The organism is Bifidobacterium samirii (assembly GCF_003952945.1).
GTDB lineage: Bacteria > Actinomycetota > Actinomycetes > Actinomycetales > Bifidobacteriaceae > Bifidobacterium > Bifidobacterium samirii.
Genome location: NZ_QXGK01000007.1, coordinates 67,197 through 81,459, shown reverse-complemented (window position 1 = coordinate 81,459; position 14,263 = coordinate 67,197). Strand labels below are relative to the sequence as shown.

Genomic DNA, 14,263 nt, shown 5'->3' with positions numbered 1-14,263 from the left:
ATCGTTGAGAGGAAGCCGGCGGGGGTGATGAGCCGCATCGCCGGCCATTAACGTAAACAATCTTAACATAATCGTGGAATGTCACGGACGACGATGCTTGGTGTGCCGTGGAAGGCGCCCGGATACGACGAATGGCGGGGACGGCCGTGGAGGTCGTCCCCGCCATTCATGTCAGCGGGGTGCCGGGGGAGTGGGGATCACGCCCCCGATTCCCTTGGGTCAGCCCAGACGGCGGCGGCGCACGATGGTGAGCGCGCCCGCACCGGCCAGCAGGACGAATCCCGCGGTGACGGCCGTGGCGATGGACGCACCCGTGTTCGCGGGCTTGCCGGGCTTGGTGGACGGCTTGCCGGACGGCTGGCTCGGGCCGGGCTTGTTGTCGCCCGTGCCGGTGCCGGCGGCCTTGAGGCCGGCGATGGCGTCCTGCAGGCCCTTGAGCGCCTGATCGACCGCGGTCTGGTCGGCGTTCTCGTCGGCGAGCGTGGCCTTGGCCTTGTCGAGCGCCGTGGTCAGGGCGTTCCAGGAGGCCTCGGTGTAGTCGGCCTTCTTGAGCGCGTCGGCCTTGGCGATCGCCTGCTCGAGCTTGGTCTTATCGACGGTGCCCGGCTCCGGATCCGGCTTCGGCTCGGCCTTCTCCAGGGCGTCGATCGCCTTGGTCAGGGTCTCGGCGGCCTTGTCGATGGCGCTCTGGTTGGCGTTCTCGTCGGCGCGGACGGCCTTGGCGTCGGCCAGTGCGGTCTGCATGGCCTGCCAGGTCTCCTCCGTGTAGGCGTCGGCGACCAGGGCGTCGGCCTTGGCGATCACGGCGTCAAGCGCGGCGTAGTCCGGGGTGACGCGCTCGAGGGCGGCCATCGTGGTGCGCAGGTTCGCGCTGGCCAGGCCCACTTCGTAGGCGTCGTCGTCGGACGTCTCCGGGGTGTCGCCGGTCAGGCGGTCGAGGACCTTGCGGCCGTAGTCGCGGGCCTCGGCGAACGCCTTCCAGGAGTCGGCGGAGTAGTCCTTCTCCTGCAGGGCCTCGGCCTTGGTGACCAGTTCCTCCAGCTCGCTCGTGTCGACGGGGATGGTCTCCTCGGCGACCTCGCGGTCGGTGGTCAGACGCAGCTCGGCGGCGGAGGCGAACTTGTTCGCCTGCGACTCGGACTGGCCGGCGGAGGTCTTCACGGTCAGGCGGACGCGCACGGCGTCCTTGACGGTGTCGAACTTCGCCTTCTGCCACATGGTCGTGGTGGAGAACTCGCCTTCCGCGGCCGTCGTGACGGTGCCGGCGGCGGTCTCGACCTCGATCGTGTAGCCCTTGATCTTGCCGTTGGCGTTCGCGGCGCCGGCGCGCGGCAGGTAGCGCAGGCCGTTGATGTCGGTCGGCTCGGTCAGGTTGAACTCATACCACGCGGTGCCGTTGCCGACGGCGTTCTGGCTCCAGCTGGTGTGCCAGTGGGTGCCTTCGGCGCCGTCCTGGGCCAGGGAGGCCGGGCCTTCGCTCGGCAGGCCGGCGGTGGGCTCCTCGCTGCCGGTGCTCACCGTGTACGCGCCCTCCGTGGCGACGTCGTACTTGTCGCTGCTCTCGTTGCCGGGAGCGGTGGCCATGTACTCGTCGAGCGCGGACAGGATGTTGTACGCCTTGGTGAAGTCGGCCTCGGTCGCGCCGATCCTGTCGATCATCACGCGGGCCTCGGCGATGGTGTCATGGTAGGTGCGCCAGGCGGCGTCGGAGTACTCCGAACGCCTGCCGTCGTACTTGCCGGTGACCTCGTCGAGCTTGGCCTGGGCGTCGGCCTTGGAGTGGGACTCGGACTCGACGTGCTCGATCGTGAGGTTGTCGAGGACGAAGTCCTTGTAGCCGCCGAAGTTCGCCGCGTTGCCGCTGGTGCCCTGCGTGTCGGCCGCCGTGGAGGTCGAGTAGATGCCGAACCAGGAGTCGCCGTTGATGCCGCCCGTGAGGGTGAACTCGTAGTGGCCGTCCTCGCCCAGCGCCTTCTTGAGGTTCTGGAACTCGGTGGACGCCGCGTTGAACTCGCCCTGTCCGATGGCGACGGCGTAGATGTCGTCGGAGCCGGACTGGTAGTCGAACGAGACCTTGTACTGCTCGCCGGCCTCGAACTTCACGTTCTGCGGGATCGTCTGGTAGGCGAGCGTGCCGTAGCCGGCCAGACCGTTGATCTTCACGGACCAGTCGCCGTCGAGCACGTCGTCCATCTTCTTGACGTCCCAACCGGCCTGCGTGTACGGGGCGTGCAGCTCCGACAGGTGGGTGCGGTTGTCCTCGACGCCCTCGATGCCCGAGATGACGAACGGCCAGATGCCCTGGGCGTTGTTCTCGAAGTCGTTGGTCAGCGTCTTGAGCGTGCCGTCGGCCTCGGAGACGATGCCGTCGTAGGCGTTCTCGAGGATGCGGACGTCATCGAAGTAGGCATGCTCGGCGTCGTCGCTCTTGAGCGACAGCGTCACTTCGGCGGTGCCGGACTCCGGTGCGGTGAACCACACGTACATGTTCTGGAAGTAGCTGCTGCCGGCCTCCGTGTTCGTGTTGGTGTTGTGCGCGTACGCCTTGATGTAGTTCTTGGCGATGCTCGTGCCGGTGGAGTTCGACGCCAGCGTCGTGCCGCCGTCGGTGACGGTCACGGACGCGTCGCCCGCGGTGCGGTTGTCGACGCCCAGATACAGCGCGTAGCGCTCGCCGGCCTTGAGGTCGGTGATCTTCTGGGAGACCGAGACCTTGCCGGTCAGGCGCAGCATGGCGTTGTTGGTGCCCTCGACCTCGGCGGTGCCGTTGCCGGTGACGGTCCAGTTGTCCTTGAGGGTGGCCTGGCCGCCGTTGAAGCCGGCGTCCACGACGTGCATGCCGTCGCTCCAGTTGACCTGGATCTGCTTGGCCTCGCCCTTGTACACGACGTACGGGGTCTGCGCGTCGGCGCTGAGCGTGACCTGGCCGTTGACGACGGCCACGTCCTGCTCGTCGGTCTTGCCCTGGTCGGTCAGCTGGTACACCTTGACGCTGGAGAGGTTCTCCCATCCGGTCGGCAGGGTCCAGGTGGTCTCGCCGCCGGTGGTGTTCCAGTGGTAGAGGCGCTGGTCGTCGCTTCCGAGCAGCTCGCCGGTGGACGCGTCCCACATCCAGGGCAGGAGGTAGGACTCGGTGCCGCCGGTGCCGTTGTCGCCGCGGGAGACCGCGCCGGTGGCGACGGTCACGCCGTTGAGGGTGATGGTGCGGTCGCGGTACGCGGCGTTCGACGTGTCGTTGGAGCCGCGGGACAGGACGAGGGTGTTGCCGTTGTCGTCCTTGAGCGTGATCTGCTCATTGCCGTTGTTGACGGAGGCGTCCTGGGTCGAGGTCGCGTCGAGCGGGCTGTTGACCCACTGCGTGACCTTGAAGTGCTGGATGAACTTCGTCGACACGTCATGGGTGTACAGGTTGGTGATGTACGCGGCGTAGTCGTTGCGTCCCTGCCAGCCCTCGAAGTCCTTCATGTTGTAGCCGCCGAGCAGCGGTGCGTTGGCCGCGCCGCCGTAGCTCGGGTAGTCGCCCACCCAGCTGTCCTTCTGGTGGTTGCGCAGGAAGCGCATCACCTGGGAGTTCTCGCCCTTCATGCCGGAGCCGCCGTAGGTCAGATCGGCCGCCCAGTGCTGGAAGGTCGAATCGTACTCGTTGCCCGCGCCCCATTCGGTGGTCATGCGCCAGCCGTTGTCGTTGATCATCTGGCTCATCTTGCGGGTCTCCCACGAGTCCTCGGCGCCGGAGGTGTTGTTGCCCCACACGTCGAGGTAGATGAAGTCCATGTTGTCGCCGACCTTCTCGGACAGCGCGTCGAAGCGGCTCTCGCGCGATCCGGAGGCCAGATCGTAGATGCCGTCGATGCCCACGCCCTGATCGAGCCAGTTCCAGCCGTAGCTCAGGCCGCCGGAGGAGTTGCGGCGGACCATGTCCTCGTTGAAGGCCTTGGCTTCGGGGTACATCTCGGACGCGTTGACGTGGATGCCGAAGCGGGCGCCGTATTCGGCTCCCTTCTCCATGAGCTCGTTCATGTCGTCGGCGCCGCCGATGCGCTCGCCGATGTCGGCGTAGTCGGGGTGTCCGGAGTCGTGGCCCTCGTTGCCGTAGCCCTTGAGGAGCACGGACTGTCCGAGGCCGTCGGTGTTGAGGGCGACCTTCTTGACGTTGTCGAGGGTGGTGAGGAACGGGTTCTGGGCCTGTCCGCCGAAGTTCATGGCGATGCGCCAGGCGACGAGCTCGGGCACCTCCTCGGACTTGTACGGGTTGTTCATGATGGACCGGTAGGCGATGGCGCCGTCCTGCCAGTTGACGGTGCCGTCCTCGTTCTGGTCGCCGGCGATCGCGACGGCCATCTTCGGCATATCCGTCTCCTCGACGGCGTAGGACCTTCCCTTGGAATCCGTCACGGTGCGATGGTAGTACCACGGGGCGCTGGCGAGGCCGAGCGACGTGACGCCGGAGACCGACTGGGTCGTGGCGTACACACGGGTGTTCTTCGCGCCGCCCGCGACGGTGCCGCTGGCGGTGGAGCCGTCGTGCTCGGAGTTGGACCACAGGCCCGCGCTCAGACCGCCGCCGGAGACGAACGCGTACGTGTAGTCGTCGTTCGTCTTGTTGAGACTGTCGGTGATGCCGAAGTTCGTGTCGCCGGGCTTGTTGGTGTCGGACGACATGCGGGCGCCGGTGAACTGTGCGTCGGTCTGGTCGGCGCGCACGGACACGAGGCTGTGGTTGGGGAACGAGATCGTCTGGATCGGGTACTTGTCCTCGTCGGCCTTGTTCTCGATCTTGGTGACGTCCATGTGCAGCGTGTTCTTCTCCACGCCGATCTCGACGGTGACGACGGCGTCGACGTGCTTGGCCTCGTTCTTCACGGTCAGCACATACGTGGCCTTGGTGTCGCCGTCCTTCTTGAAGGTCACGTCGTCGTCGGTCAGCTCGACGTTGGTGCCGTTGATCTCGACGGTGCGCACGTCCCTGGACTGGCCGTGCATGACCTTGCCGTCGCTCATCGTGTAGGAGAGCACGGACGGGAAGTGCTTCTTGAGTGCGACGGTCATCTGCTCGGTGGCGAGCGTCTCGGTCTCCACCACCGCGGCCGGGGTCATCCTGACCTGAAGGGCCAGCTGGCTGGATCCGTTGATGACGACCTCCTGGGAGGCGTCCTCATAGCCTTCGGCGCTCACGCTGAGCGTGTACTTGCCGTTCTTCAGGCCGGTGACGGAGAAGTTGCCCTTGGCGTCGGTGGTGGCGGTCTTGTCGCCGATGCGCACGGTCGCGCCGGCCACCACGCCCTTGTCGTGCCAGACGTTGCCGGCCACGTCGTAGACGGAGGTGTCGGCCTCGGGGAAGTCCTTGACGTACATGTCGGTGACGTCGTTGAAGTTCTTCCACGAGCCGGCCTTCATCGCGACCTTGTCGCTCAGGTTGCCCATCGAGGAGAAGTCCTCGGTGAAGGCCGTCTGGCCGTCGACGGTGAGCGTGACCTTGTGGTCGTCGGTCCAGGAGACGAGCACGTCGGTCTCGGCGTTGGCCGCCGGGGCCGCGATGCGGTCGCCCGAGTACCAGGCGCCGTCGCCGTTCTCGTACTTCTGCCAGAACCAGCCGCCGGTGTCGAAGCCGATGAACAGGCCGTTGCCCGGATCCTTGTAGCCCAGGTAGAAGCCGAAGCGGTTGTCGCTGGGCTCCTGCGGGGACCTGAGCGTGGCGTGGAACTGGCCGGCCTTGGTGAAGTCGAACGTCTGGTCGGCGATGGCGACCGCCGGCCAGTTGTTGTTCTCGGAGGGGTTCTTCACGGCGTTGCCGTGCTTCTCGTTGGACTTGAAGTGGACCCATCCGTCGGCCTCCTCGAGGATCTCCCCGCCGAGCGCGATGCTGCTGTCCACAGTCCAGCCCGAGACGTCGGCCTGTGTTGTGGCCTCCGTCGTCTCCTGTCCCTCCTGCAGGACCTGCAGAATCTGGTTCTGCATCTCCTGTGAGAGGAGCGGCTCCGCATTGGCCACGCCCGCGACGCCCATGGGGGCGACGACGAGGGCTGCAGCCAGCGTCACCGATGCGATTCGTTTGTTCATAACTGAATCCTTCTCATCATTGAGGAGTGCCCGCCATGGCGATGAAGCATGGAAGGCAATTGCAATTTAAAAAGATAACATAGTTAACAAAAAGGCGCAACGACGATGTGTTGCCTTGTGTTTCCAGCGAAAAAGCACTGTTAATAAACTGTGTTAACGTTAACCTAAAATCGTTTGACGTAGTGTTTTCTCGATATCGGTCGCGGTATCGCCCGGCGAAGTAGCGCCTATGGGCTACAGTGGGCGGGTTTGCCCGCGCGATGCGCATCCCCGAATACGAAAGGCCCCCGTGCCCAGGAACCCCCAGACATCCCTCCCGTCCGAAGCCCCCATGCCCGTCGTCGAGGTGCGCCCCGTGCCCTTCCGCGAGCTCGGCGTGCCCGAGCCGCTGCTGCGCGTGCTCGCCGCCGACGGCAAGACCGACGCGTTCCCCATCCAGGCCGACACCCTGCCCGACTCGCTGTCCGGCCGCGACGTCCTCGGCCGCGGGCGCACCGGCTCGGGCAAGACGCTCGCGTTCTGCATCCCGCTCGCCGCGCGCCTGTGCGCCGCGCCCTGGCATGACAGGATGACGATGGCCGACTACCGCCGCCTGATCAAGCAGGACCGTCGCCGCCGGCACGACGAGCGCGTCGCCGACGGGTTCCTGCCGCATCCGCGCGGCCTCATCCTCGTGCCCACGCGCGAGCTCGCCAACCAGATCAACGACGTGCTCGCGCCGCTCGCCCAGATGTCCGGACTGGAGACCACGACCGTGTACGGCGGCGTGCGCTACAGCCGCCAGGCGCGCGACCTGCGCGCCGGCGCCGACATCGTCGTCGCCTGCCCTGGCCGCCTCGAGGACCTGCTGCGCCAGAACATGCTCACCCTGGCCGACGTGGAGGTCGTCGTCCTCGACGAGGCCGACGAGATGGCCGACATGGGCTTCCTGCCGCCGGTGAAGCGCATCCTGGGCCAGATCCGCCCCGACGCGCAGCACATGCTGTTCTCCGCGACGCTCGACCACGGCGTCGACGGCGTCGTACGCGAGTTCCTGCGCGACCCCAAGACCCACAGCGTCGACGAGCCGACCGCCGCCTCCGACACGATGACCCAGCACGTGTTCGAGGTCGCCAAATCCGACAAGTCCGAGGTCGTGCGTGTGCTCGCCTCCGGCAAGGGCCGGCGCATCCTGTTCACCCGCACCAAGTTCCAGGCGAAGAAGCTCGCCAAGAGCCTGACCCACAACGGCATCCCCGCCGCCGAACTGCACGGCAACCTCTCGCAGAACCAGCGCGACCGCAACCTCGCCGCATTCGAGAACGGCGCGGCCAACGTGCTCGTCGCCACCGACGTGGCCGCCCGCGGCATCGACATCAGCAACGTCGAACTCGTCGTCCAGGTCGACCCGCCGGAGGACCCCAAGTCGTTCGTGCACCGCTCCGGCCGCACCGCACGCGCCGGCCGCACCGGCGACGTCGTCACCCTCGTCATGCCCGACCAGCGGCGCGAGGCGCGACGCATGCTCAAGGCCGCCGGCATCCGCGTCAAATCCGTCGAAGTGCGCCACGAATCGCCCGAAGTGCTCGCGCTGATGGGCGAGCGCGCCGACGCCGTCAACGGCTGGAGCCTCGACCAGGCCCAGCCCGCCGGCAACCCGCGCCGCACCCGCGGCGGCGCGGCCGGCGCATCCAAGGGCGGCGGCCGCCGCCGACGCGGCCGGAACGCCGACGCATGGGAGCTGCCCGACATCGCGCTCGAAGCCGAGGCCGACGCCAAGGCGTTCGCCCACCTGCCCGCCGACGGTGTCATCGACGGCACCGTCGACACGTCCGAGGCCGCATCCCGAGACATGGCCGCAAGCGACGGCGGCGCGACCCGACTCACCCCCGGCAAGGCGCGCCGACGCCGCCATGAGCCGCGCCGCGGCGCTGAAGCCGAAGCCGGCGCTCGCGGAAAGGCCGGGGAGGGCACGTCCGCGTCGGACGGCAAGTCCGGCAAGTCCGACGGGAACGCGAAGCGCGGAGGGCAGCGCGGCAAGGGACGCAAGTACGTCGAACGTCAGGAACGGCTCGCACAGGGCGAGGCGACGAAGGAACGCCGTTCGGCGGACCATGGCCGAGCCGATCGCACCGACCGGCGAGACGGCCGCGACATGGCCGACGCACGCGGCGAGCGCCGCGGGGGAGCGGGCGGCAGGCGCATCCACCGCAAGGACGAGAACCGCATCGTCGTCGACGAGCGCTCCGAGGACGTCAAGCGCCACGAGCGGCGCATGGCCGCCAGGCGCGGCAATGCGCCCGCGCCGCGCCGCCACCGCTCGAAGATGCACAAGGTGCCCTTCCGCACCCGCTGATCGGTCTGCGCCGCACGGGATGCGGCGCGGCCGGTTCCGGCCGCGGCCGTCACGGCCTGGTCGGAGCCGGCCGCGGATGCGGCGGAACCGTCCGGAATCGGAAGGCGGGGCGGGCAAGCCCACGGCGTAACGGCGTTCCGCACTTGACGATAGGCTGGCGACATGTCACTTTTCGATATGTTCGATCCCACGTCCCCCGGATTCGACCCGCGCGACGCGCAGCGCGGGCGAGGCCGCAGGGACGCCGCCAACGACGACGAACCGGTCATCATCGACGTGCAGACGGACGGCGATGAGACCGCCGAGCCGCACGTCGCGCACGCGGCGCGGCCGGCCGGCGCGGCCTCCGGCGCGCATCGGCCGCCGCACGGTCCCACAGGCCCGCGCATCGCATCCCGGCCCGCCGCACCCCGGTCCAACCGCGGCAGCATCGCCCTGATCGCGGTCGTCACGGTCCTCACCGTGGCGGTCGGCCTGTTCTTCGCGCTCTCGCGCTTCATCACCGACCTCATGTGGTACGACCAGCTCGGCTTCCAGAGCGTCGTCTGGACGCAGCTGGGCACCAAGATCGGTGTGTGGGCCGCGTACGCGCTCCTCGTGGCGCTCACCGGCTTCGCGTCCGCCGCGCTCGCCATCCACGCGCGCCCCGACTCGTCCGACGGCTCCACGTTCCGCATCAACGGCGACGTCGTCGAGATCGGGCGGTCCGTCAGCTCGAAGACCGCCCGGCGCGTCGCCGCCGGCGTCTCCCTGATCGTCGGCATCGTGTTCGGATCCGAGTTCAACGCCAACTGGACCGAGATCCTCCTCATGTTCAACGCGCAGTCGTTCGGCACCACCGACCCCCAGTTCGGCCTCGACAACGGCTTCTACGTGTTCATACTGCCCGGACTGCGGCTCGTCGTCGCCGCCGTGTCGATGCTGCTGTTCATGGGACTGCTGTTCTCCGCGGTCACCCACCTGCTCATGGGCGGCATCCGCTTCACGATGCCCGTGAAGGGACGCGGCGTGCTCGACGTGACCAAGCGCGCCCGCCGCCAGGTCGCCGTCTGGTTCATGCTCAACATGCTCGCCTGGGCCGCACGCCAGATCGTCGGCATGTTCTCCCACCTGACCGAACAGGGCGACCGCATCACCGGCGCCACCTACACCACCGTCAACGCGACCATCCCCGTCACGCTCGTCATGGCCGGCCTGACCGTCCTGCTCGGCATCGTGCTGGGCGTGTGGCTCATGCGCTCCCACGCGCTCGAAGGCCCCGCCAAGCCCACCGTGCGCGCCGTCGCCGCGATCAAGGCGTGGCGCACGCCCGTCGTCGCCGTCGCCGCGTTCGTCGTCGTGTCCATGACCCTCACCGTCGCCTGGCCGATGCTCCTGCAGCGCTTCAAGGTCAACCCCAACGCGCAGGAGATGGAATCCACGTACATCGAACGCAACATCAAGGCCACGCAGGAGGCGTACGGCCTGGACGACATCCAGGTCGAGCAGTACCAGGCCACCACCAAGGGCGAATCCGGGGCGCTCGCCGGCGAGACCGAGACGACCGCGCAGATCCGCCTGCTCGACCCGCAGATCGTGTCGCCCACGTTCAAACAGCTGCAGCAGTCGAAGCAGTACTACACGTTCGCCGACACGCTCGCCGTCGACAAGTACGACATCGACGGCGAAAGCCAGGACACGGTCATCGCCGCGCGCGAGCTCGACCTCGACGGCCTCGACAACCGCAACTGGGTCAACGACCACACCGTGTACACGCACGGCTACGGCATCGTCGCCGCCTACGGCAACAAGGTGACCGCCGACGGCCAGCCCAAGTTCTTCGAATCGGGCATCCCCACGCAGGGCGCGCTCACCGACTCCGAAAACTACGAGCCGCGCATCTACTTCTCACCCAACGCGACCGAATACTCGATCGTCGGCGCCCCCGAGGGCACCAAGTCGTGGGAGTTCGACTATCCGACCGGGTCGGAGGGCGCGACCACCACGTTCGACGGCGACGGCGGCCCGTCCGTCGGCAACATCCTCTCCCGTCTGCTGTACGCGATCCGCTTCGGCTCCGACCAGATCCTCTTCTCCGACCGCGTCACCAGCGAATCGCAGATCCTCTACGACCGTTCCCCCAAGGAACGCGTCGCCAAGGTCGCCCCGTACCTGACGCTCGACGGCCGCGTCTACCCGGCCGTCGTCGACGGGCGCGTCAAGTGGATCGTCGACGGCTACACCACGTCCGACGCCTACCCGTACTCGCAGATGACCGACCTCGGCGAGGCGACCGAGGACTCGACCACCGAGACGTCCGACACGGTGCAGGGACTGGGCACGCAATATGCCAACTACATCCGCAACTCCGTCAAGGCGACCGTCGACGCGTACGACGGCTCGGTCGACCTGTACGTGTGGGACGAATCCGACCCGGTCATCAAGGCGTGGTCGCAGATCTTCCCCGGCCAGTACCACTCGGTGTCCGAGATCTCCGGCGACCTGATGAGCCACCTGCGCTACCCGGAGAACCTGTTCAAGGTGCAGCGCGAACTGCTCTCCAAGTACCATGTGACCTCGGCCAGCCAGTTCTTCTCCGGCGAGGACTTCTGGCAGACGCCCGTCGACCCGACCGAATCCGAGGCCGCGCAGGCCAAGGACATCCTGCAGCCGCCCTACTATCTGACGCTGCAGACCGGCGGCTCCGACGAACCGGTGTTCTCGCTGACCTCCTCGTACATCCCCGCCGGCACGTCCACGCGCGAGATCCTCACCGGATTCCTGTCGGTCGACTCCGACGCGGGCGACCAGGCGGGCGTGATCGGCGAGAACTACGGCACGATCCGGCTCCAGGAGCTGCCCAAGGACTCCAACGTGCCCGGCCCGGGCCAGGCGCAGAACAACTTCAACGCCGACGCCGACGTATCCAAGGAGCTCAACCTGCTCGAATCCGGGTCCACGAACGTGGTGCGCGGCAACCTGCTGACGCTGCCGCTGGGCGGCGGCCTCGTGTACGTGCAGCCCGTGTACGTCAAGTCGAGCGGATCCACGTCGTTCCCGCTGCTCAAGAAGACGCTCGTCGCGTTCGGCGACCAGGTCGGATTCGCCGACACGCTCGACGAGGCGCTCGACCAGGTGTTCGGCGGCGACTCGGGCGCCGAGGCCGGCGACGCGGAGAACGTCGCCGACGGCGACGGCTCCGGCGGTTCCGGCGGTGCGGATGACGGTTCGTCGGATGCGGACGGCTCCGGCGGCGCCGCGGGCGACGGCACGAAGGACGACGCCGCATCCGACGGCAAGTCCGACGGCTCCGACGGCGGCACGACCGGCGGCACGACGTCCGCCGGCGACCTGAAGACCGCGCTGAACGACGCCGCCCAGGCGATGAAGGACGCCGACGCCGCGATGAAGAACGGCGACTGGACCGCCTACGGCGAGGCGCAGGACCGTCTCAAGGAGGCGCTCGACCAGGCGATCCGGCTCCAGTAGCCGCCGGTGGCGGTCAAGCCGTTTGTCCGATACCGTCGGGGCCCCGGAGCATGCGCTCCGGGGCCCCGGCATATCCGCGCCCCGAATCCCGGCTCCCCGTCATCGCGCGGACGGCCTAGAATCATGGCCCATGACATCATCCGAATCGCATGCGCCCCGTCGCCACGTCATCCGCCCGGCCGTCGAAGCCGACCTGCCGGCCATCACCGACATCTACAACGAGGCGGTCGTGCGCGGCGGCTCGTCCGCCGAACTGGAGCCGGTGTCGCTGGAGGCGCGCCGCGCATGGGTCGACTCGCACGAGCCTCGCGACCGCTACCCGGTCGTCGTCATCGACGTCGAGACCGACGCGGGGGAGTGGGCGACCGCCGGCTTCGGGTCCCTCTCGAAGTTCCACCAGCGCGCCGGCTACGACGGCGTCACCGAACTCAGCTACTACATCGCCGGCGCCCACCACGGCCAGGGACTCGGCACCGCGATGGTCGCGTGGCTGATGGACGCCGCCGCCGACCGGGGGTTCACGCACGCCGCGGCGATCATCTACGCCGACAACGCCGGCTCGAACGCGCTGATGCGCCGCTTCGGATTCACCCGCTTCGGCCTGCTGCCCGCCGCCGTCACCAGCGGCGACGGCCGCATCCACGACATGGGCTACTGGTTCCGTCCGCTGGGGACGGGACGCGCCTCCGCCACGACGGACGGACACGACACGGACAAGGAGACGATCCGATGACGGTTCCACGTTTCGACCCGCTCGCGCAGCGCTACCCCTCGCAGCGCTACCCCCTGTACGCCGGCAGGGCGATGGTCAACTGCTCGATGCCGCAGGCGTCGGCGGCCGGCCTGCAGGCCATCGTCAAGGGCGGCAACGCGTTCGACGCGGCCGTCGCCGCCGCGGCGGCGCTGACCGTCGTCGAACCGACGTCCAACGGCATCGGCTCCGACGCGTTCTGCATCGCATGGAGCGCGCGCGAACGGCGCCTGATCGGCCTCAACTCGAGCGGTCCCGCACCCCGGGCCATCTCCATCGACCGGGTCCTGGCGGACGGCGCCGACGAGCACGGCCGCATGCCGATGCTCGGCTGGACGCCCGTCACCGTGCCCGGCGCGCCCGCCGCATGGGCCGCGCTCAACGGACGCTACGGCCGGCTCACCCTAGCCGAGGACCTCGCACCCGCCGTCGACTACGCGCGCGACGGCTACCCGTGCAACCCGAACCTGTCGTACTTCTGGCGCAAGGGCGCCGACCTGTACCGCTCCCGGAACGCCGACGGCCGCTTCGACGCATGGATGCGCACGTTCGCGCCCGGCGGCCGCACGCCCGAACCCGGCGACGTCGTGCGCCTGCCCGACCATGCGGCCACGCTCGAGGCGATCGGCGCCAGCGATGCGCGCGCCTTCTACGAGGGCGACCTCGCGCAGGCGATCGACCGGGCGTCGCGCGAGGCCGGCGGCTACCTTCGCCACGACGACCTCGCCGCGTTCCGCCCCCGCTGGGTCGATCCGATGCGCGTCAACTACCGTGGCTACGAGGTGTGCGAGATCCCGCCGAACGGGCAGGGCATCGTCGCGCTCATGGCCCTCAACATCCTGAACAACTTCGACTTCCCCGCCAAGGAGAGCGTCGACACGTACCATCGGCAGATCGAAGCCGTCAAGATCGCGTTCGCCGACGCGTTCGAGACCGTCACCGACCCCGACGACACCGACTTCGACTACCGGCGCTATCTGGACCCCGCATACGGTGCGGAACGCGCCAGGCTCATCGACGGCGAGGCGCGCGTGCGCACCACGTCGACGCCCGCCGACGGCGGCACCGTCTACCTGTGCTGCGCCGACGGCGAAGGCAACATGGTGTCCTACATCCAGTCGAACTACATGGGCTTCGGATCCGGCATCGTCGTGCCCGGCACCGGCATCGCCCTGCAGAACCGCGGCGCCGACTTCTCGCTCGACCCGGCGCGCGCCAACGCGCTCAAACCCGGCAAGCGCACCTACCACACCATCATCCCCGGCTTCCTCATGAAGGACGGCCTGCCCGTCGGCCCGTTCGGCGTGATGGGCGGCTACATGCAGCCGCAGGGCCATGTGCAGGTCGCGATGAACGCCATCGACTTCGGCCTCGACCCCCAGCAGGCGCTCGACGCGCCGCGCTGGAAATGGGACCGGCGCAACGAGGTGCGCGTCGAGACCCGCTTCGACGCCGACATCGCCCGCGCACTGGCCCGACGCGGCCACGCGATGACCATGGCGCTGGAGACCGCCGACTTCGGCCGCGGCCAGATGATTATGCGACTCGACGACGGCATGCTCGTCGGCGGCACCGAATCGCGCACCGACAGCAACATCGCCTGCCTGTAGCACGGCGCCGCCCGTCCGGCCGCCCCGACCGCCGGCCCC

5 protein-coding genes are annotated in these 14,263 nt (G+C 68.3%); 4 read left to right on the top strand and 1 reads right to left on the bottom strand.

The window, feature by feature from the left end; translation table 11 throughout:
- Positions 1-219 precede the first annotated feature (219 nt).
- The gene (locus tag D2E24_RS04865; protein ID WP_125968196.1) at positions 220-6,060 is read right to left on the bottom strand and encodes an endo-alpha-N-acetylgalactosaminidase family protein; all 5,841 of its coding nucleotides are present in this window, start codon (positions 6,058-6,060) and stop codon (positions 220-222) included.
- Positions 6,061-6,349: 289 nt separating this feature from the next.
- On the opposite strand from D2E24_RS04865, the gene D2E24_RS04860 reads away from it, so the two are divergent.
- The 4 genes from D2E24_RS04860 (at position 6,350) to D2E24_RS04845 (ending at position 14,224) form a co-directional block, all read left to right on the top strand.
- The gene (locus tag D2E24_RS04860; protein WP_420897474.1) at positions 6,350-8,395 is read left to right on the top strand and encodes a DEAD/DEAH box helicase; all 2,046 of its coding nucleotides are present in this window, start codon (positions 6,350-6,352) and stop codon (positions 8,393-8,395) included.
- A gap of 162 nt (positions 8,396-8,557) precedes the next feature.
- The gene (locus D2E24_RS04855) at positions 8,558-11,863 is read left to right on the top strand and encodes a UPF0182 family membrane protein (protein WP_125968195.1); all 3,306 of its coding nucleotides are present in this window, start codon (positions 8,558-8,560) and stop codon (positions 11,861-11,863) included.
- Between the two features lie 130 nt (positions 11,864-11,993).
- Positions 11,994-12,596 carry a GNAT family N-acetyltransferase gene (locus D2E24_RS04850; protein ID WP_125968194.1) on the top strand — a complete coding sequence of 201 codons (603 nt, stop codon included), beginning with the start codon at positions 11,994-11,996 and terminating at the stop codon, positions 12,594-12,596.
- Entirely contained in the window at positions 12,593-14,224 is a 1,632-nt protein-coding gene (locus tag D2E24_RS04845) for a gamma-glutamyltransferase family protein (RefSeq protein WP_125968193.1), read from the top strand. Before D2E24_RS04850 ends, D2E24_RS04845 begins: the two co-directional genes overlap by 4 nt.
- Positions 14,225-14,263 lie beyond the last annotated feature (39 nt).